We start from the raw sequence: 19,568 nt of genomic DNA, 5'->3' as shown, positions 1-19,568 counted from the left end.
GCAAGCCGAAAACCGGCCACGAACGGAATTCCATGCAAAAGGCTGCCATCGAAAAGAACAACGAGGCGATCGCGGCCCAGCTTGCGCCGGTCGGCCGCGAGACCGTGCAGGACCGCGTGTATTCCGAGCTGCGCCGCGCCCTGATTGGCGGCCTGTTCGAACCGAGCCAGGTGCTGACCATCCGTGGCCTGGCTGACGCCTTGGTCACCTCGACCATGCCGGTGCGCGAGGCGCTCGGCCGGCTGATCACGGAAAAGGCGCTGGAGGCGCTGCCCAACCGTTCGGTGCGCGTGCCGCCGATCACGCTGGAACGCCTCGACGATCTCCTGCGGGCTCGCATCCTGATCGAGGGCGAGGCGATCGCGCTGGCCGCCGCCCGCATGGGTCCGCGCCAGATCGCCACCATCGAAACCATCCTCGCCGAATGGGACGAGATGCGGGCTTTGAAACACAAGAAGGACGTCGACCGCGAAGTGACGCTCAACCAGAGCTTTCATTTCGAGATCTACCGCTCCTGCGGTTCGGCCGTGCTGATCCCGATGATCGAGAGCCTGTGGCTGCAATCGGGTCCCTGCATTCGTGTCGCCATCTACGCCTTCTCGGAAGCCGGCGAGGTCGACACCGCCCAATATCACCGCCGCATCGTCACGGCGCTGTCCACGCAGGATGCGCAGGCGGCGCGCGAGTCGCTGGTCGCCGACATCAGCCGACCCTTCACCTTCCTGCGCAGCAAGCTGCAGGCCGCCGCCGCGAAAGACCAGACATGACCGCCATCAGGATCACCGAGCCGCGCTCGCAGCTTTCCGTAACGGCATTGCTGCTGCCCGAGAAGGCGCCGGAAAACGCTGCCTTCCTCTTGGCCTACCTCGGCACGCCACGCGTTGTTCCGGGCATCCATGCGATGTGGACGGGGCCTGAGATTTCCTGTCCGGTTCCATCAGCCGACCTCGAGGGCCAGGCCTATGCAAAACCGTTGCCGGCCGAGAACGCGACGCTGAACCCGCAGCCGGGCGACATCGTACTGTCCTACGTGCCGCCACGCATGTGGGGCGGCAATCCCAATGCGATCTTCGACATTGGCCTCTACTACGGGCAGGGCGCGCGGCTCTTGTTCCCGATAGGCTGGCTGGCCGGCAGTGTGGTGGCGCAGGTGCGCGTCGAAGAGCGTGACCGGTTCGCCGCCGCGTGCGGTGTCATCCGCCGCAACGGCGCCTGCGATGTCACCTTCAGCCTGATGGAGGCCTGACATGGCCGACGACGGTTTCGAGCTGTTCGACCTTCGCGTCGAGGCGATCATCCCCAAGGACAAACCTATCTATTGCGGCGCCAAGGAAGGCGACTATTTCGAGCTCAAGGGCGAGATGCTGTCGATGCCGGCAGGGCAGGGTTTTTCGATCTATTCGATCGCCGCCGTGTTGCCGCTGCTGGCAGCCAAGCAGCGCCCAACCCACCCGAACGACTGGATGACCTCGGACGCCGAGATCGCTTGTCCCGATCCCAATTGCGGCAGCCGGCTGCGGATCGTCAGGGCGGCCAAGCGGCGGTTCAGCCACGCCGAGACGACGGCGGTGCCGCTGCCGAAAGAGGATGACCTTAGATGACCGCCAACACCTTCGAACTCGGCCCCGGCTACACCATCTCGCGCGTCATTCGCGGCGGCTGGCAGCTGGCTGGCGGCCACGGCGCCATTGACCGCAGCCAGGCGGTGGCCGATCTGATCGCCACTTTCGATGCCGGCATCTGGACCTATGATTGCGCCGACATCTACACCGGCGTCGAGGAGCTGATCGGTGCCGCGCGCCTGCGGCTGGCCAGCGAGCGCGGCCTCGACGTCGCGGCCAGGATGAAGGTGCACACCAAGCTGGTGCCCGACCTCGAACGGCTGGCCAGTATCAGCCGTGACTACATCAGGGGCATCATCGACCAGTCATTGCGGCGGCTGAAGACCGAGCGGCTCGATCTCGTGCAGTTCCATTGGTGGGACTATGAACAGCCGCGCTATGTCGATGCCATGGGCTGGCTCAACGAGCTTCGGTTGGAGGGCAAGGTGCGAAATCTCGGCACCACCAATTTCGACACGCCAAGGCTCGCCGAGATACTCGCTGCCGGCATCCCGCTGGTCAGCCAGCAACTGCAATATTCCGTGCTCGACCAGCGCCCGGGCAGCAGCCTGGCCGCGCTCGCAAAACAGAACGGCGTCAGCTTCCTCTGCTATGGTTCAGTCGCCGGCGGCTTCCTCAGCAACAAATGGCTCGGTGCGGCCGAGCCCGCCACGCCGCTCGAAAACCGCTCGCTGGTCAAGTACAAGCTGATCATCGACGATTTTGGCGGCTGGGAGCTGTTCCAGCACCTGCTGCAGGCGCTGAAGGCCGTTGGCGACCGCCACGGCGTTGACGTCGCCACCATCGCCAGCGCCTGGGTGCTGGAGCAGCCGCAAGTGGCGGCGGTCATCGTCGGCGCCCGCAACCAGGCCCACGCCATTGCCAATGCGAAAATCATGGACGTTGCGCTCGACGCCGAGGACCGGGAGCGGATTGCGGCCGTCATCGCGCAAGGCACCGGCCTCGAAGGTGACGTCTACACGCTGGAACGCGACCGCCGCGGCCGCCACGGTTCGATCATGCATTACAACCTCAATGCGGGGAAGAAATGAGCGGCGAACCCTCCCTGTTTTCACGCGCCAGCGCCGAAATCATCGACCTGCACCGCTTCTTCGTCGACTGGTTCGTCGCCGCGCGAGCCAACACGGTGGACTTCGGCCGCTTCGAACGCGCCATGGGCAAGGACCTCAGCATGGTGGCGCCGGACGGACATATCCTCGATCGCGAAGCGGTCGTCGACCATGTCCGCGCAAGCCGTGCTTCCTGCGACGATGGTTTCGCCATTTCGATCGAGGACATCCGGCCCGGCTGGCAGGACGCGGATACCATCGTCGTCCTCTATGTCGAAGCGCAGCTGCGCGCAGGCAAGCACAGCCGCCGTCAATCGAGCGCCGTCTTCACCACCAGTTCATCGGCGCCCAACGGCGTCGAATGGCGACATCTGCATGAAACCTGGCTGCAGGTGCCGGAACGCTGAACAAGCTCCAGAGTTCAAATACAGTCGAGTAACGAAAGGGGAACAACAATGACAAAGACGATACTCCAACTCACCACAGCGCTGGCCCTCGTCACGATGGCGGGTGCTGCTCAGGCCGCCGACTGCAAGATCACCGTCGGCCTCGTCATGGAACTCACCGGCCCGGCCGGCGAATATGGCCAGGCCGGCGCCAAGTCGGTCGAGATGGCCTTCCGCGACATCAACGGAGCCGGCGGGGTGCGCGGCTGCGATCTCGTCACCGACACGCGCGACAGCCAGAGCCAGGGCAACATCGCGGTCGACGCCGCCACTCAGCTTGTGCAGGTCAAGAAAGTGCCTGTGATCATCGGCGGCATCATTTCTTCGGTGTCGATCCCAATCCTGACATCGGTCACGGCACCGGCCAAGATCGTCCAGGTCTCCCCGGCATCGTCCTCGCCGACGCTGACCGCGCTCGGCCGCGACGGCAAGACCAACGGCATCTTCTTCCGCACCATCACCTCGGATGCGCTGCAGGGTGTCGCCGCCGCCAAATATGCCATCGACAAGGGTTTCAAGAAGCTGTCGATCATCCACGTCAACAACGATTTCGGCGTCAACATGGTGGCCGAATTCTCGCGTGCCTACAAAGCGCTCGGCGGCACCATCGTCTCCGACACGCCTTACAATGAAAAGCAGTCGAGCTATGCCTCCGAAGTCACCGCGGCAATGGCCGGTGAACCGGACGGTCTCTACCTCGTCAGCACACCGGTCGACGGCGCCACGGTCGCCCGCACCTGGATCTCGCAGGGCGGCGTGCAGAAATTCCTGCTCAATGACGGCATGAACAGCCCGGACTTCATCGAATCCGTCGGCGCCGACTATCTGAAGGAAGCCTACGGCACGTCGTCCGGCACCAGCCCGACGGCCTCGACGGAGTATTTCACCAAGAACTATAAGGAATTCTCCGGCATCGAACCGACCAATCCGGCAGCCGACCGTTCCTATGACGCCGGCGCGATTGTTGGCCTCGCCATCGCCATTGCCGGCTCCGAGGACCCGGCCAAGATCAAGGACGCGATGTACAAGGCGGTCGATCCGGCCGGCACGCCGATCTTTGCTGGCAAGGAAGAGTTCGCCAAGGCGCTCGGCCTGATCAAGGACGGCAAGCCGATCCGCTACGAAGGCGTCATCGGCCCGGTCGCCTTCGATAAATATGGCGACATCACAGGCCCGTTCCGGCTGTGGAAGATCGTCGACGGCAAGGTAGCGACGGACGGTGAAATGACCACCGACGATGTCAACGCCTTGCAGGCCAAGCTTCAGTAAGCATCATTCCGTTTGGTCCGGCATCGATTATGTCAGCATCGATGCCGGGCCAAGAATATGGCTGCCTCATTGCGGCGCTCTTGCCCGGCACTCACGTCCGTTCCGTCGCAACTTGCCTGGGGATGAGAAAGCGGGCGGCGAGCACGCAGAGCAGCACGGTGAACATCAGGATCAGCGCCACCAGCGCATTGATATCGGGTGAGAAGCCAAGCCGCATCATCGCCCACAGCCTGACCGGCAGCGTGCTTTGCGTGCCAGTGACCAGGATGGTGATCATGGTCTCGTCGAATGACAGGGCGAAGGCCAGGATGGCGCCGCCGACCATGGCGCTCGACAGGTTCGGCAGGATGATGCGCCAGAAGGTCTGCCAGCCCGTGGCACCGAGATCGTAGGACGCTTCAACCAGCGTGCGGCTCATCGACTGCAGCCGCATCAGTACCGTGCGGTAGACTATCGCCAACACGAAAACCGTATGGCCGATAACGACCGTCAGCAGCGAGCGTTCGAGGCCGATCTCGCGGAAGAAGATCAGCAGCGCCAGGCCGCTGATGATCGGCGGCATCAGGAACGGCAGGAAGATGATGAACTGCAGCAGCGAGCGTCCGGAACGGCGCCCATGATAATAGAGCGCCAGCAGCGTTCCGCTGACCACCGACAGGATGACGGTGCAGACGCCGACGATCAGCGTCGTGCGCAGAGCGACCAACATGTCGTGGTTTTCAGCCAGCGCCACATAGGTCGACAGGGTCGGCGACGACCAGTCGACGGAGCCATGCGAAATGGTGAAGAACGACGACACGATCGGCACGAACAGTGGGCTGTAGAGCAGCACCGCAACCAGTGTCGTGATCGCGGCCAGAAAGATCGTGGACAGTCGGGGCAGGGCGCTCATGCCGAAGTCCCCGGGTTGCGGCCAAAGCGTTCGCCGATGAGGATTGCGGCGATCACCACGACGGCCAGCGCCACCGACAGCGCCGCGCCGAACGGCCAGTTATAGGCCGTGCCGAACTGGCTGTAGAGGATGCGGCCGAAGGTGAAGCCGCTGATCCCGCCGACCATCTGCGGCGTCAGGAAATCGCCAATCGCCAGCACGAAGACGAAGCTCGCCGCCGAAGCGACGCCGGGCAGGCTGAGCGGCAAGGTGATGCGCAGGAAGGTCTGCAAGCCGCTCGCGCCGAGATCGTCGGATGCGCGCAGCAGCACTTGCGGAATCCGCTCCAGCGACAGGAAGATCGGCAGGATGGCGAAGGGGATCAGGAGCAGGGTCAGCGTCAAAAGGATGGCGTTCATATTGAACACAAAAAGCGTCGACGGTTCCTGCAGAATGCCGAGCGCCACCAGTGCCTTGTTGAGGAAACCGTTGAGGCCGAGGATGCTGCGGATGGCATAGATCTTGATGACGTAGCTCATCAGCAGCGGCACCAAGAGCAGCATCAGCAAGGCATAGCGCCAGCGCCCTTTCAGCGTCGTCAGGAAATAGGCGGCGGGATAGGCGAGCAGGATGCAGACGATGGCCACCGACACGCACAGCACGATGGTGTTCCAGAACACCGGCAGAAAGACCGGATCGGTGAAGAACCTGACATAATTGCCCAGCGAAAAGCCGTAGACGATCGTGCCCTGGTCGACGCTGAAGAAGCTGTAGCCGAGGAAGATCGCCAGCGGCACCAGGACGAAGACCACTGGCAAGGCAAACGCCAGCACCGTCACCAGCAGCGACAGCCGTTTTTCCGCAGGCAGTGTCGATCCGGCTTCGCTCATGCCAGCACCAGATGGCCTTCATGCGGCGCAAAGGAAAGCGATACGGCCTCGCCGGATCTGAGCGCGCTGCCGTCGACCCGGCTTGGCACGCGCAGCCGCAAGCGTTGCGCGGCATTGTCGGGGCCGGCCGCGATGGTGGCGACGGTCGACGAGCCGGCAAAGGCCAGATCGGAGATCGTGCCGGAAAAACGGTTGTCGGTGTCCTTTGCATCCGCAAGGTGCAAGGCTTCTGGACGGAACGCGGCGTAAGCGCTGGCGCCTTCCGCTGCGGCTTTCAAATGCGGCTGGTCGCTGATCGAACAGATGAGGCGCCCGAGCGCCGTCTCGATCGATCGCAGCTCGCCCTGGACCGGTCCGAGTTTCCCGGCCACCAGATTGTTCTCGCCGAAGAAACGCGCGACGAATTCGCAATTCGGTCTGTAGTAAAGGTCGTGCGGCGTGCCGAGCTGGCGGATATGGCCGGCCTCCATGACGCAGATCCGATCGGCCATGCCGATGGCTTCTTCCTGGTCATGGGTGACGAACAGGAAGGTGGTCCTGATTTCGCGCTGGATGGACTTTAGGAACACCTGCATCTGCCGGCGCAGTTCGAGGTCGAGTGCGGCGAGCGGCTCATCGAGCAGGATCAGGCGCGGCTGGCAGATCAGCGCACGGGCGAGTGCGACGCGCTGGCGCTGGCCGCCGGAGAGCTGCGCCGGAAAGCGGTCGGCGAAACGCCCGAGCTGGACCAGTTCCAGCGCCTCCGCGACTCGGCGCGCGATTTCCTTGCGCTGGACATGGCGAACCGAAAGCCCGTAGCCGACATTGCCGGAAACGGTCAGGTGCGGGAACAGCGCATAGTCCTGAAACACGGTGTTGAACGGCCGCCGGTTGATCGGCATGCGGCTGATGTCTTGCCCATCCAGGCGTATCTCCCCCGACGTCAGCGGTTCCAGCCCGCCGATCAGCCGCAGCACCGTGGTCTTGCCGGAGCCGGATGGTCCAAGAACGGTGAGGAACTCACCGTCCTTGATCGACAGGTCGATGTCGTGCAGCACGGGGACCGTGCCGTAGGATTTCGAGACGGACCGCAGCGTCAAGAGGTCGGTGTTCTGGTTCATGAAATACTCTCGCATACGCTTCGGCGGTCCGGAACTCCGGACCGCCGGGTCCTTCGAAGGCATGGTGCGGAAAGATCAGGGCGTTGCCTTGACCTCGTTCCACATGTCCGAACGCTTGAGCGGGTCCTCGACATTGTTGAGCCAGACCAGCTTGTCGTTGCCGCCGGCGCTGCCGGTTTCCGTCACCGTGTTGCCGAAGCCGGTGCGCTCGGAAAGCTCGCCGCCGACCTTCTTGCTCAGCATGAAATCAATCCATTTCTCGGCTGCCGCATTATCACGGACACCCTTGGAAATGACCCAGTTGTCGAGCCAGGCAAGCGCGCCCTCGCTCGGATTGACGTAGGCGACATGGGCGCCGATCTTCTGCAGCGCCTTGACCTGCTGCTGGCCGTAATTGGCCCAGATCAGGGCCACATCATTGTTCTGGTAGATCTGCTGCGCCTCGTCGGCGGTGGTGTAGAAGCTGAGCACGTTGCGCTTGAGTTCGACCAGCTTGGCCTTGACTGCAGCCATCTGCTCTTCGTCGAGGTTGAACGGATCCTTGTAGCCGAGCGTCAGTGCGGTGAACGAGAAATTGTGCTCGCCATTATCATACGCCAGCACCTTGCCCTTGTAGGCCGGGTCCCACAGAACCGACATCGAGGTCGGCGCCGGCTTGACCTTGTCGGTGTCGTAGATCAGGCCGATGGAGTCGAAGCAGAACGGAATGCCGTAGACCTTGCCGTCCTTGGTGACGCCGCTGACCGCCGTCAGGTCGCGGAAGCGCGGCAGCACGTCTTTCTGGTTGGGGAGCTTGGTGACGTCGATCGGCGACACCAGGTCAGCCTTGATGTAGCGCTGCAACTGGGCGGTGTTGACAGCAAAGACGTCGAAGTCCTGGCCCTCGCTGCCCTTGATCTTGGCCCAGATCTCGTCGTCGCTGCCGATGAAGACGACATCGACGCCGATGCCGGTCGCGGCGGTGAAGTCCTTGACCCAGTCGGCATCGGCGTAGCCGTCCCAGGCCAGTACCCGAAGGTTCGCGGCGAGCGCCGCCGATGTCATCAGGCCGATGCTGAGCCCGATTGTCGCTAGTCTTAAAAACGCTTTCTTCAGTCCCATTTTAATCTCCCATTATCGTTCTGGTGGACCGTAATTTTCGGGCCTGCGCCGTCACAGCTGGGTAACAGCGACCAGTCCCTCGTCCGGCACCGACACCATCCGGTTGCGCAGTGGCTTGCCGAACGTCTGTGCCTGGATTTCATACTCGTCGCCGGAAGCCGTCTTGACGCCGGAGGCGTAGCTCATCACCGCCGCGCCGAAGAAATAGGCGTGAAGGTCGCCCGCCCTGCGGTGCATCGGGTAGCGGAAATGGAAGTGTTCGAGATTGGCGATCGAGTGCGACATGTGCGCTTCACCCGACAGGAACTCCTGCTCCCAGATAACAGTGCCGTTGCGTAGGATGCGCGAATGGCCGCGCACTTCTTCGGGCAGGTCACCGATCAGCAGTTCCGGACCAATCGAGCAGGAGCGCAGCTTGGAATGGGCGAGATAAAGGTAGTTCTCGCCCTCCGTCACGTGGTCGGAATATTCGTTTCCGAGCGCATAGCCGATGCGATAGGGATGGCCATCGGGTCCATTGACATAAAGCCCGACGATCTCGGCTTCCTCTGCACCGGCTTTCGCGAATGCCGGCATCGGCAGCGGCGCGCCGGGCGGGACAACGCAGGTGCCGACGCCCTTGAAGAACCACTCTGGCTGAATCCCGATCTTGCCGGAGCCAGGCTTGCCGCCCTCCAGCCCCATGCGGAAGATTTTCAAGGAATCGGATTCGTCGGCACCTTCGCCATGGGTCATAACATGCATCTGGTTGCGCGCGGCGGCACTTCCGGTGTGGGTGAGGCCGGTGCCGGTGACCAGGAAGCGCGCCGGTTCGGGATGGTCGACCGGAGCGAGCACCTGCCCATCGCGCAACAGTTGGTCGTAGTCGATTTTCGCCGTGCCGGTCCGCTTCTCGACCAGCGCTGCGATCGACGTGCCCTGGGCAATTGCCGCTTCGGCCAGTTCCAGCACGCTGCTGGTCTTTTCGAGCGGGTGCAGATGATTGCCGTCATCGCAGACACGGCCCACCCGTCTGCTGCCGTCGGCCATTCTGAACTGAACAAGACGCATGAACTAACCTTCTTCCTTTGAAACCGTACGGATCACACCCAGCCCGCATCGACGATGAACTGCTGGCTCGTGCACATGCGGCTGTCGTCGGCGGCGAGGAACAGCGCCATGCGCGCGATATCGGAGGGTTGCAGCCGGTCGGGCAGGCACTGCCTTTCCGCGATCTGGCGTTCGCCGGCCGGGTCCAGCCACAGGCGCATCTGGCGCTCTGTCATCACCCAGCCCGGCACCATGCAGTTGACGCGGATGCGCTCAGGGCCAAGCTCGCGGGCCAGCGCCCGCGTCATGCCGTAAATACCCGCTTTCGCGGTGACATAGGCTGGGCAATCCGGATCGCCGACCATCCAGGTGATGGAGCCGAAGTTGATGATCGAGCCGCCGCCCTGCGCGCTCATCTGCGGACGCACTGCCTGCGCCGCGAAGAACTGGTGGCGCAGATTGACCGCCATGCGGTCGTCCCAATAGGCAACCGTCACATCCTTGGTCTGGTGGCGGTCGTCATTGCCGGCATTGTTGCACAGCGCCTGGATGGGGCCATTGTGCTGCATTGCCTGCACGGTTGCCGCCTGCAACTCTTCGACGTTGCGCAGGTCGCAGGGAATGAACAGCGGCGCGGCATGTCCCTCGGCCGCAATCGCGTCGACCAGACGTTGGGATGGTTCTTCGGCCATGTCGACGAAGGCGACGCGGCTGCCCTGGGCGCAGAAATGGCGCACCAGGCTTTCGCCGATGCCGCTGCCGCCGCCGGTTATGAAGACGCTGCGGCCCTTGAGGCTTGGATAGATCGCGTAGCCGATTTCATCCGTCATCGCGCGCCTCTCTAGTGCGAATGCCGAGGAATGCCGGCATCGCGCCGGCCGACGAGAAAGTCGAAATCGCAGCCCTTGTCGGCCTGCAGCACGCGCTCGACATAAAGGCTCTGGTAGCCGCCCTCCGGCGACGCCGGCGGCTTCCAGTCACGCCGGCGGATGGCGAGCTCCTCTTCCGACACCAAAAGTTCCAACCGGCGGCCGGCGACGTCGAGCTCGATGAGGTCGCCGTCGCGCACCAGCGCCAGCGCGCCGCCTGCGGCTGCTTCCGGTGCCACATGCAGAACCACGGTGCCGTAGGCGGTGCCGCTCATGCGCGCGTCCGAAATGCGCACCATGTCGGAGATGCCTAGCTTGAGCAGTTTGGCCGGCAGCGGCATGTTGCCGACCTCGGCCATTCCGGGATAACCGCGCGGCCCGCAGTTCTTCAGCACCATCACCGAGGTGGCGTCGATGTCCAACTCCGGATCGTCGATGCGGGCGTAGTAATGCTCGATGTTTTCGAACACCACCGCCTTGCCGCGATGCTGCATCAGCTCGGGCGTTGCCGCGGACGGCTTGATGACCGCGCCGTCAGGCGCCAGATTGCCGCGCAGGATGGAGATGCCCCCTTCCTTGGTCAGCGGCTCGCTCATTGGGCGGATCACTTCGCTGTTGTAGTTGGGCGCGCCGTCGATCAATTCACCGATGGTCTTGGCGCTGACGGTCATGGCGTCGCGATGAAGAAGCCCCACTTCATCAAGCGACGCCATGACCGCAGCTAGCCCCCCGGCGTAGTAGAAATCTTCCATCAGGAACCGGCCCGACGGCATCAAATCGACAATAGTTGGAACGTCACGACCTAGGCGGTCCCAGTCTTCGAGGCTGAGATCGACACCGATCCGGTTGGCGATGGCGATCAGATGCAGCACCGCATTGGTCGAGCCACCGATCGCGCCGTTGACGCGAATGGCGTTCTCGAACGCTTGCCTGGTGAGGATCTCCGCGATCGTCACGTCCCTGCGCACCAGATCGACGATCTGGCGTCCGGCCATCTGGGCGAGCACGCCACGGCGCGAATCCACCGCCGGGATCGCGGCGTTGTCCGGCATGCCGATGCCGAGCGCTTCGACCATGCTGGCCATGGTCGAGGCCGTGCCCATCGTCATGCAGCTGCCCGCCGATCGGCTTTGGCCCTGCTCGGCGGCGAGAAAGTCGGCAACCGGCATGCGGCCGGCTTTAACCTCCTCGGCGAATTTCCAGACATGGGTGCCCGAGCCGATATCCTGTCCGCGGAACTTGCCGTTGAGCATCGGCCCGCCGGAAACGGCGATGGTCGGCAGGTTGCACGATGCGGCGCCCATCAGCAGCGCCGGTGTGGTCTTGTCGCAACCGACCAGCAGGATGACGCCATCGATCGGATTGCCGCGGATGGACTCTTCGACATCCATGCTGACCAGATTGCGAAACAGCATGGCGGTGGGGCGCATGTTGCTCTCGCCCAGCGACATCACCGGAAATTCGAGCGGCAGGCCGCCGGCTTCATAGACGCCGCGCTTCACGTGATCGGCCAGCGCCCGCAGATGCGCGTTGCATGGGGTCAATTCCGACCAGGTGTTGCAGATGCCGATCACCGGGCGGCCGTCGAAAGCGTCGGCGGGAATGCCCTGGTTCTTCATCCAGCTGCGGTGCATGAAGGCGTTCTTGCCCTCACCGCCGAACCAGGCCTCGGACCGCAGTTTGCGTTTGGTGTCGCTCACGATGCCAGCTCCCGATTCTGGCGGCGCTTGTTGCGGTTTTCGACACTGCGGCGCACGTCCTCCTCGGCATTGTCGATGAGGACCAGCAGCGCCTTTTGTGCGCCGGTCGCGTCGCCGGCGGCGATCTTTTCGGCGACTTCCCGGTGCAGCGGCAATGAGGGGCGCTGCCCTTCCGGATTGTCGTTGGAAAGACGAAAGCTCGTCACCAATGCGGTTTCGACCAGTGCCGCCAGCGAGCCGATCAGCTCATTGCCGGTCATGCGCAGTATGGTCTGGTGGAACAAAAGGTCAGGCTTGGCGAAGCGGTCGCCGTCGTCGACCACCGCCTCCATTTCGACCAGAGCTGCATTGATCTCGGCGATCTGCGCTGGCGTGGCGCGCTGGGCCGCAAGCGCTGCCGACATCGGCTCGATGGCCCTGCGCAATTCGAACAGCGCCCGGACATCGTCGGCGCTGACACCGCTGGCATAGCGCCATGACAGGACGTCCGGGTCGAGGAAATTCCAGTCGGCACGAGGACGCACCCTTGTGCCGGTCTTCGGCCGCGATTCGACCAGCCCCTTGCCCGCCAACACCTTGATCGCCTCGCGCAGCACCGTGCGGCTGACCCCCAGCATCTCGCTTGAATCGTCGGCATTGGGCAGTGCCTCGCCGGGCAGGAAATCGCCTTGAACGATGCGCAATCCGATTTGCTCGACGACGGTCGCATGCAGAGCGGTGGAGCCGCTGGAAACCGCCACCGCGACTCTCGACGTACGCGCCATACTGAAAGATTTGTTATTCTTCATACTATTCATATGATATGTCTTATCGGCATTGCGATTGGAGTCAAGGGATGGGGGAGTGCCGATGACAAAGAATTCCGCTGCCGTTGCCGAGCAGCACCAAGGGCTGATCTCGATCAGCGACGGCATTGCGACCGTGGAGATCGCGCCGGTCGCCGGCGGCGCGCTGGCGTCGTATCGCTGGCGGCAAAACGGATCCGTCGTGGATTGGCTGCGCCCTGCGGATCAGGCGGCGATCGACGGCCGCGATGCCGGCGCCATGGCCTGCTTCCCGCTGGTTCCCTATTCCAATCGCATAAGGCACGGCCGCTTCGCATTCGCAGGCCGCACCGTCGAACTGCCGACCAGCCCGGACGATCCACATCATGAGCATGGCCATGGCTGGCGTCGGCCATGGACCGTCGTGCGGCACGAAGCCAGCGCCACCGTCCTATCCTACCGCCATGCCGCCGATTCCTGGCCGTGGAGCTATGAGGCAAGGCAAGAGATCTCGCTGGTCAATGGCAGCCTGATCATCGCCATCTCGCTGCGCAACCTGTCGGACGCGCCGATGCCGGCCGGGCTCGGCCTGCATCCCTATTTCCCATCGACACCGTGGACGCATGTCCAGGCGCGGGTGTCCGGCATGTGGGAGACCGACGCGGAAATCCTGCCCACCCGGCACGTCCTGCCGCCTGCAGGCTCCAACCCGACCACGGGCTTCGACGTGTCGGAGACGGACTTCGACACGGTCTTCACCGGATGGTCGCGCCGCGCCCGGATCTCCTGGCCGGAGCATGGACGGCAACTGGACATCGAGGCCGAGGCGCCACTCGATTTCCTTGTCCTCTACACGCCGCCCGGCGAGCCATTCTTTTGCGCCGAACCGGTCAGCAACATCACCGATGCCTTCAACCGCAGGGCTGACACGGGCATTGAGACCGGCTGCATCGTACTGGCGCCCGGGCACATGAGGTCCGCAAGCGTTCGCTTCAGGCCTTCGCGGGAGATCTGATCGCCAGTCTGAGCCGCATCAACTGCTTTGCCTCGCCGCTTCGCGGATGGTCTGCAGCAGGATGGAGAAGGCCGGCGAGGGCGCCGTGTCGGTCCGCATCGTCAGGCCGACCGGTCCTTTGGTTTCCTCGGTGTCGACCGGCAGGGCGACGAAGGCGCCACTGCCGACTTCATTGGCGACGACGCCTGCCGAAATGATCCAAACCGCATCGCTCTGCCGCAGGAAGGCGCGGCCGAAGGAGTCCGAGACGGTTTCGATCTCGGTTGCCGGCGCCGTCATGCCGTTGGTGATGAACAGGCGGTCGACGAAAGGGCGGATGACCGATTCCCGTGTCGGCATCAGCGCCGGGAACTCGTCGAGCCGCGCGAACACGTCCTGTCCGGGCTCAAGCAGCGGATGTCGCGCCCGCACCACGAACAGCACCTGTTCGGAGTAGAGATGCTCGAAGAAGAAGCCGGTCATGTTCTCCGGCGCCGCCAACCGTCCGACGACGAGATCGAGCGCGCCGGTGCGCAACTGTTCGAGCAGCACCGCGTTCTCGCCGGTGACGATCTTGATCGCCGCACCGGTGCTCTCTTTGAGGAACAGGCTCATGGCAAGCGGCATCACCCGCGCCGACACCGTCGGCAGCGCGCCGATGCGGATCGGGTGCCGGTTGACCGCTCCGTCCTGGCGGACGGAATCGACGCCTTGCTTGAGCGCCGTGATCGCCGTGGCGGCGTGGCGAAGGAAGATCTCGCCGATGCGCGTCAGTCGGATGCCGCGGCCGTCGCGCTCCACCACCGCAACCCCCAGCGCCTCTTCCAGTTCGCGCAATGTCTTGGTCACGGCCGGCGGGCTGACATGCAGCAAGTCAGCCGCTCGCGCCACGCTCCCCTGCCGCGCAACTTCCAGGAATGCCTGCAGGTGACGGAACCGAATGCGGCTCTCGGACATGGATTCGATAACCCCTGAGTTAATGAAACGCCGCAAAATATCATTTTACCGAACCAAACGCCTTGTGCAATGTGGGGGCGGAGGATCGAAACCGTGCCATTCGTCACCATCGGCGGCATCACGCTGCACCATCGCCACATCAAGGCGACCGGCAATGCGCGCCCAATCATATTCATCAATTCGCTCGGCACCGACTTCCGGATCTGGGACGAAATTGTCTCGACGTTCGATGGTGAAATGCCGCTGCTGGTATATGACAAGCGCGGCCACGGACTGTCCGACATCGGCGACATCAGGTCGATCGACGATCACGTCGATGACCTCTCGGCGCTCATCGATCATTTCGGCTTGAGCAAGGTCGTGCTGTGCGGCCTGTCGGTCGGCGGCATGATCGCGCAGGGGCTCTATGCCAGGCGGCCTGAAATCGTCGAAGGCCTGATCCTTTGCGATACGGCACACAAGATCGGCACGACAGACAGCTGGAACACACGCATCGCGACTGTCGAAAGCAAGGGCATCCAGGCGATTGCCGATGGCGTGCTCAAAGTGTGGTTCACCCCCGCCTTCCACGCGGCGCATCAGGCCGAGCTCGACGGTTACTGGAACATGATGACGAGGCAAGCGCTTGCAGGTTACGTCGGGACTTGCGCGGCCGTTCGCGATGCCGATTTCACCGATGCTGCACGCCGCATCGCGGTGCCGACGCTCTGCGTCGCCGGCGACCAGGATGGCTCGACACCTCCCGATCTCGTCCGCTCGCTGGCCGCGCTGATCCCCGGCGCGCGCTTCGAAATCATCCGCGACGCTGGACACATTCCTTGCGTCGAACAGCCTGAAGCGCTCACCGCCCTGATCCGCGGCTTTATCGCGTCGCTTGCCCCTGGAGCAGAAACCCATGGATGAAGTCCCCGGCAACGCAACCAGATATCGCACCGGCCTCGCGGTGCGGCGCTCGGTGCTTGGTGACCGCCATGTCGACCGCGCCGAGGTCGCCGCCACCGATTTCGACCAGCCTTTCCAGGAGTTGATCACCGAGGCCGCCTGGGGAACCGTGTGGGCGCGGCCGGGCTTGACCAGGCGTGAGCGTTCGATCGTCACGCTGGCGCTGCTGGCCGCACTCGGCCATGATGAGGAGGTTGCTATGCATGTGCGCGCCACCGTCAACACTGGTGCCTCGCGCGACGATATCTGCGAGGCGTTCCTGCATGTCGCCATCTATGCCGGCGTGCCGGCCGCCAACCGTGCCTTCAGAATTGCCAAGGACGTGTTTTCGGAAATGGACGGAAGTCAGAATGACCGCTGAGTCCGGCTCGAACCGAAGGCCCGAGACCGGCGCCTTCTTTCAGCGCGACCGGACCTGGCATCCGCCTGTTCTGACACCGAATTACAAGACCTCCGTGCTGCGCTCGCCGCAGAAGGCGCCGCTGCCGTTCGACAACACGCTGTCGGAGATTGCAGGCCCGGTCTTCGGTCACGCCATGCTCGGCAAACTCGACGCCGACCTGATCCACAATTTCGCCAGGCCCGGCGAGAGCGCGCTCGGCGAGCGCATCATCGTCCATGGCCGGGTGCTCGACGAACGCGGTGTTGGCGTACCCGGCGCGCTGCTCGAATTCTGGCAGGCCAATGCCGGCGGCCGCTACCGCCACAAGAAGGACGGCTATCTGGCGCCGCTCGACCCGAACTTTGGCGGCTGCGGGCGCGCCATAACAGGCGAGGATGGCGGCTACGCCTTTCGCACCGTCAAGCCCGGCCCCTATCCCTGGCCGAACGGGCCGAACGACTGGCGGCCCTCGCACATCCATTTCTCGGTCTTCGGCCACGGCTTTGCGCAGCGGCTGATCACGCAGATGTATTTCGAGGGTGATCCGCTGATCTGGCACTGCCCGATCGTGCGCGGCATCCCCGACAAGGCCGCCGTCGAAACGCTGATCGCCACGCTCGACATGCAGGCGACGATCCCCTTCGACGCGCGCGCCTACAAGTTCGACATCGTGCTGCGCGGGCGCCGCGCGTCGCTGTTCGAAAACAGGCTGGAGGGCAATTGATGGCCCAGTCGCTCGACCGGCTCAGGGAAAGCCCCTCGCAGACCGCCGGACCTTATGTCCATATCGGGCTGACGCCCAATTTCTGCGGCATCGGCGGCGTCTATGCGACCGACCTTGGTGCGACCATGGTCAACGACAAGACCAAGGGGGAGCGCATCGGCCTGCGCATCCGGGTGCTCGACGGTACCGGCACGCCGCTCAAGGATGCGCTGATCGAGATCTGGCAGGCAGATGCGGATGGGCTTTACAATTCGCCGGCTGAACTGCGCGGCGCGGCCGATCCGAACTTTTTCGGCTGGGGCCGTTGCCCGACCGACATGGACACCGGTCTGTGCACGTTCGAGACGATCAAGCCGGGCCGCGTGCCGTTCAGGGACGGAAGCCTGATGGCCCCGCACATCACCCTCTGGATTGTCGCGCGCGGCATCAATCTCGGCCTGCACACACGCCTGTATTTTTCCGATGAGGAAAAGGCCAATGCCGGGGATGCGATCCTAGCGCGCATCGAGCACCGCGTCCGCGTGCCGACGCTGATCGCCGAGCGCAACGGCGATATTTATGTTTTCGACATCCATCTCCAGGGGGAGAAGGAAACGGTCTTCTTCGACAGCTGATGGTCAGGAGGAGCAGGATATGACCGTATCGCCCTTCGACCATCCACTGCTCTCCGCTCTTCTCGGCGACGAGGAGGCGAACCGGCATTTTTCCGTCGAGGCGGAAATCGAGGCGATGCTTGCCTTCGAGCGGGCGCTGGCGCAAGCGGAAGCTGAAAACGCGATTATCACCAAGGATGATGCCGCCGCGATCGTGGCCGCACTTGCCACATTCCGGCCCGACACCGCCTTGCTGCGGGCTGCCGTCGCCAGAGACGGCGTCATTGTGCCGGAACTGGTACGCCAGATCAGGGCGGCGGTCGGCGAACCGCATGGCGACAAAGTGCATCTCGGCGCAACCAGCCACGATGTCATCGATACCGGCCTGGTGTTTCGGCTGAAGTCCATCGTCGAGCATCTCGGCCTGCTCCTGACCGAGACCATTATACGGCTCGTCTCGCTCGAAGAGCGGTTTGGCGGCAGGGCGCTGACGGGAATGACGCGCATGCAGCCAGCCATTCCGATCAAAGCGGCCGACCGCGTCAGGACGTGGCGGGCGCCACTGCAACGGCATCAGGAAAGATTGTCGGAACAGTCGAGGCGTCTGCTGGTGGTGCAGTTCGGCGGTGCCGCCGGCACGCTGGAAAAGCTAGGCGACAAAGGTCCGGCGGTGCGCGCAGCACTAGCCGCAAAGCTCGGCCTTGGCGACGCACCGCATTGGCAGAACCAGCGTGACGCACTCGCCGATTTCGCCGGCCTGATGTCGCTGCTATCAGGCAGCCTCGGCAAATTCGGCCAGGACATCGCGCTGATGGCGCAAGGTGGAACCGAGATCGAGCTTTCCGGCGGCGGCGGCTCTTCGGCCATGCCGCACAAGCAGAACCCGGTGAAGGCCGAAGCGCTGGTGGCGCTTGCCCGCTTCAACGCCACGCAGCTTGCGGGCATGCATCACGCGCTCGTGCATGAGCAGGAGCGCTCGGGCGCTGCCTGGACGCTGGAATGGCTATTGCTGCCGCAAATGGTCATCGCGACGGCCGCGTCGCTCCGCCTTGCCGCTGAGCTGGCCGCACAGGTCGAAAGTCTCGGCCACTGATGCGCACGCAAATCGTCATCGTCGGGTCCGGACCGTCCGGCCTGCTGCTTGGGCAGCTTCTGGCCGGCATCGGCGTCGAGACGGTCATTCTGGAACGCGCGAGCCGCGAGCACGTGCTTGGCCGAGTGCGGGCAGGGGTGCTCGAACAGGGCACCGTCGAATTGCTGGAACAGGCCGGCGCGGCGGCAAGGCTGCACGCGGAAGGACTGCCGCATTCCGGCATCTCGCTCGCCTTCGACGGACGCCTGCACCGCATCGACCTCGAGGCACTGACCGGCGGCAGGCATGTCACCGTCTATGGCCAGACCGAGGTGACGCACGATTTGATGGACAAGCGCGATGCGGAGGGACTGACCACGATCTACGAGGCGGCAAATGTCGCGTTGCACGATTTCGACGGCGCCGCAACTTTCGCGACCTATGACAAGGACGGGGTCACGCATCGCATCGATTGCGACTTCATTGCCGGCTGTGACGGCTATCACGGCGTCAGCCGCAAATCGGTGCCCGAGCGTGCGCTGAAAATCTTCGAGCGGCAGTATCCGTTCGGCTGGCTCGGCGTGCTGGCCGAAGTGCCGCCGGCCGATCACGAACTGGTCTACGCCAATCACGAGCGGGGTTTTGCCCTGTGCTCGATGCGCTCGACGCATCGCAGCCGCTATTATGTGCAGTGTCCGCAGGACGATCGCGTCGAAGCCTGGCCGGACGATCGCTTCTGGGACGAGTTGCGCCGCCGCTTGCCGGAGCAGACCGCGGCAAGCGTCGTTACCGGACCATCCTTTGAAAAGTCGATCGCGCCGCTGCGCTCCTTCGTTGCCGAGCCGATGCGTTTCGGCAGGCTGTTCCTGGTCGGGGACGCCGCCCACATCGTGCCGCCGACCGGCGCCAAGGGCCTCAACCTCGCCGCCAGCGACGTGCGCTATCTCTTCGCCGGTTTTCGCGACTTCTACATCGAGAAATCATCTGTTGGCATCGACGCCTATTCCGGCAAGGCGCTGGCACGGGTCTGGAAGGCGGTGCGCTTTTCCTGGTGGATGACGACGATGCTGCACCGTTTTCCCGACACCGGCGAGTTCGGCCAGCGCATCCAGGAGGCCGAGCTCGACTATCTCGTGCAGTCGCGTGCCGCATCGACCGCGCTCGCGGAAAACTATGTCGGCCTGCCCTATTGAG

At 63.8% G+C, this 19,568-nt stretch carries 22 protein-coding genes; 13 read left to right on the top strand and 9 right to left on the bottom strand.

All coding sequences use genetic code 11. From position 1 onward, the window contains the following. Nucleotides 1–32: 32 nt before the first annotated feature. Genes MESCI_RS26205 through MESCI_RS26180 form a run of 6 tightly spaced genes read left to right on the top strand, consistent with a single transcriptional unit; the run spans nt 33 to nt 4,386 of the window. Nucleotides 33–767, top strand: coding sequence for a GntR family transcriptional regulator (locus MESCI_RS26205; protein ID WP_013532980.1), 735 nt, complete (start codon nt 33–35; stop codon nt 765–767). Further along, nucleotides 764–1,246 carry a DUF3830 family protein gene (locus MESCI_RS26200; protein ID WP_013532979.1) on the top strand — a complete coding sequence of 161 codons (483 nt, stop codon included), beginning with the start codon at nt 764–766 and terminating at the stop codon, nt 1,244–1,246. Before MESCI_RS26205 ends, MESCI_RS26200 begins: the two co-directional genes overlap by 4 nt. 1 nt (nt 1,247) lies before the next feature. Then, nucleotides 1,248–1,601, top strand: a complete 354-nt coding sequence (locus MESCI_RS26195) for a TIGR04076 family protein (protein WP_013532978.1) — start codon at nt 1,248–1,250, stop codon at nt 1,599–1,601. Continuing rightward, nucleotides 1,598–2,653, top strand: a complete 1,056-nt coding sequence (locus tag MESCI_RS26190; RefSeq protein WP_013532977.1) for an aldo/keto reductase — start codon at nt 1,598–1,600, stop codon at nt 2,651–2,653. Before MESCI_RS26195 ends, MESCI_RS26190 begins: the two co-directional genes overlap by 4 nt. Then, a complete protein-coding gene (locus MESCI_RS26185) occupies nt 2,650–3,078 on the top strand; it encodes a hypothetical protein (RefSeq protein ID WP_013532976.1) in 429 nt (142 codons plus the stop codon). The genes MESCI_RS26190 and MESCI_RS26185 overlap by 4 nt, the downstream gene beginning before the upstream one ends. Before the next feature lie 48 nt (nt 3,079–3,126). After that, nucleotides 3,127–4,386, top strand: coding sequence for an ABC transporter substrate-binding protein (locus tag MESCI_RS26180; RefSeq protein WP_013532975.1), 1,260 nt, complete (start codon nt 3,127–3,129; stop codon nt 4,384–4,386). Nucleotides 4,387–4,477: 91 nt separating this feature from the next. Here MESCI_RS26180 and MESCI_RS26175 read toward each other — a convergent pair whose 3' ends face one another. The 8 genes from MESCI_RS26175 to MESCI_RS26140 form a co-directional block, all read right to left on the bottom strand. After that, nucleotides 4,478–5,278, bottom strand: coding sequence for an ABC transporter permease (locus MESCI_RS26175; RefSeq protein WP_013532974.1), 801 nt, complete (start codon nt 5,276–5,278; stop codon nt 4,478–4,480). After that, nucleotides 5,275–6,147, bottom strand: coding sequence for an ABC transporter permease (locus MESCI_RS26170; protein ID WP_013532973.1), 873 nt, complete (start codon nt 6,145–6,147; stop codon nt 5,275–5,277). Before MESCI_RS26170 ends, MESCI_RS26175 begins: the two co-directional genes overlap by 4 nt. Continuing rightward, nucleotides 6,144–7,247 (bottom strand): ABC transporter ATP-binding protein, encoded by a 1,104-nt coding sequence (locus MESCI_RS26165; protein ID WP_013532972.1) that lies wholly within the window; start codon nt 7,245–7,247, stop codon nt 6,144–6,146. Before MESCI_RS26165 ends, MESCI_RS26170 begins: the two co-directional genes overlap by 4 nt. Before the next feature lie 75 nt (nt 7,248–7,322). Next, entirely contained in the window at nt 7,323–8,348 is a 1,026-nt protein-coding gene (locus MESCI_RS26160) for an ABC transporter substrate-binding protein (RefSeq protein ID WP_013532971.1), read from the bottom strand. Between the two features lie 51 nt (nt 8,349–8,399). After that, the gene (gene araD1, locus MESCI_RS26155; RefSeq protein ID WP_013532970.1) at nt 8,400–9,398 is read right to left on the bottom strand and encodes an AraD1 family protein; all 999 of its coding nucleotides are present in this window, start codon (nt 9,396–9,398) and stop codon (nt 8,400–8,402) included. A 32-nt stretch (nt 9,399–9,430) separates the two neighbouring features. Continuing rightward, nucleotides 9,431–10,207: an SDR family NAD(P)-dependent oxidoreductase gene (locus MESCI_RS26150; protein WP_013532969.1), complete on the bottom strand. Its 777-nt coding sequence runs from the start codon at nt 10,205–10,207 to the stop codon at nt 9,431–9,433. An 11-nt stretch (nt 10,208–10,218) separates the two neighbouring features. After that, the gene (locus MESCI_RS26145) at nt 10,219–11,946 is read right to left on the bottom strand and encodes an IlvD/Edd family dehydratase (RefSeq protein WP_013532968.1); all 1,728 of its coding nucleotides are present in this window, start codon (nt 11,944–11,946) and stop codon (nt 10,219–10,221) included. Then, nucleotides 11,943–12,686, bottom strand: coding sequence for a FadR/GntR family transcriptional regulator (locus MESCI_RS26140; RefSeq protein ID WP_013532967.1), 744 nt, complete (start codon nt 12,684–12,686; stop codon nt 11,943–11,945). Before MESCI_RS26140 ends, MESCI_RS26145 begins: the two co-directional genes overlap by 4 nt. Nucleotides 12,687–12,795: 109 nt before the next feature. Between MESCI_RS26140 and MESCI_RS26135 the strand changes: the two genes are divergently transcribed. Further along, complete coding sequence (locus MESCI_RS26135) at nt 12,796–13,725, top strand: aldose 1-epimerase (protein WP_013532966.1); 930 nt, start codon at nt 12,796–12,798, stop codon at nt 13,723–13,725. Nucleotides 13,726–13,743: 18 nt separating this feature from the next. Here MESCI_RS26135 and pcaQ read toward each other — a convergent pair whose 3' ends face one another. Then, nucleotides 13,744–14,661 carry a pca operon transcription factor PcaQ gene (pcaQ, locus tag MESCI_RS26130; protein ID WP_013532965.1) on the bottom strand — a complete coding sequence of 306 codons (918 nt, stop codon included), beginning with the start codon at nt 14,659–14,661 and terminating at the stop codon, nt 13,744–13,746. Between the two features lie 93 nt (nt 14,662–14,754). Between pcaQ and pcaD the strand changes: the two genes are divergently transcribed. Genes pcaD through pobA form a run of 6 tightly spaced genes read left to right on the top strand, consistent with a single transcriptional unit; the run spans nt 14,755 to nt 19,567 of the window. Beyond that, a complete protein-coding gene (pcaD, locus tag MESCI_RS26125; protein WP_013532964.1) occupies nt 14,755–15,564 on the top strand; it encodes a 3-oxoadipate enol-lactonase in 810 nt (269 codons plus the stop codon). Next, nucleotides 15,557–15,964: a 4-carboxymuconolactone decarboxylase gene (pcaC, locus tag MESCI_RS26120; protein ID WP_013532963.1), complete on the top strand. Its 408-nt coding sequence runs from the start codon at nt 15,557–15,559 to the stop codon at nt 15,962–15,964. The genes pcaD and pcaC overlap by 8 nt, the downstream gene beginning before the upstream one ends. After that, the gene (gene pcaH, locus MESCI_RS26115; protein ID WP_013532962.1) at nt 15,954–16,709 is read left to right on the top strand and encodes a protocatechuate 3,4-dioxygenase subunit beta; all 756 of its coding nucleotides are present in this window, start codon (nt 15,954–15,956) and stop codon (nt 16,707–16,709) included. The genes pcaC and pcaH overlap by 11 nt, the downstream gene beginning before the upstream one ends. Then, nucleotides 16,709–17,323, top strand: a complete 615-nt coding sequence (gene pcaG, locus MESCI_RS26110; protein ID WP_013532961.1) for a protocatechuate 3,4-dioxygenase subunit alpha — start codon at nt 16,709–16,711, stop codon at nt 17,321–17,323. The genes pcaH and pcaG overlap by 1 nt, the downstream gene beginning before the upstream one ends. Before the next feature lie 19 nt (nt 17,324–17,342). After that, complete coding sequence (locus tag MESCI_RS26105; protein ID WP_013532960.1) at nt 17,343–18,395, top strand: 3-carboxy-cis,cis-muconate cycloisomerase; 1,053 nt, start codon at nt 17,343–17,345, stop codon at nt 18,393–18,395. After that, nucleotides 18,395–19,567 carry a 4-hydroxybenzoate 3-monooxygenase gene (gene pobA, locus MESCI_RS26100; protein ID WP_013532959.1) on the top strand — a complete coding sequence of 391 codons (1,173 nt, stop codon included), beginning with the start codon at nt 18,395–18,397 and terminating at the stop codon, nt 19,565–19,567. Before MESCI_RS26105 ends, pobA begins: the two co-directional genes overlap by 1 nt. Nucleotide 19,568 lies beyond the last annotated feature (1 nt).

The sequence above is a fragment of the Mesorhizobium ciceri biovar biserrulae WSM1271 genome (genome assembly GCF_000185905.1).
Classification (GTDB): Bacteria; Pseudomonadota; Alphaproteobacteria; order Rhizobiales; family Rhizobiaceae; genus Mesorhizobium; species Mesorhizobium ciceri.
This window is presented reverse-complemented; position numbering and strand designations above follow the sequence as displayed.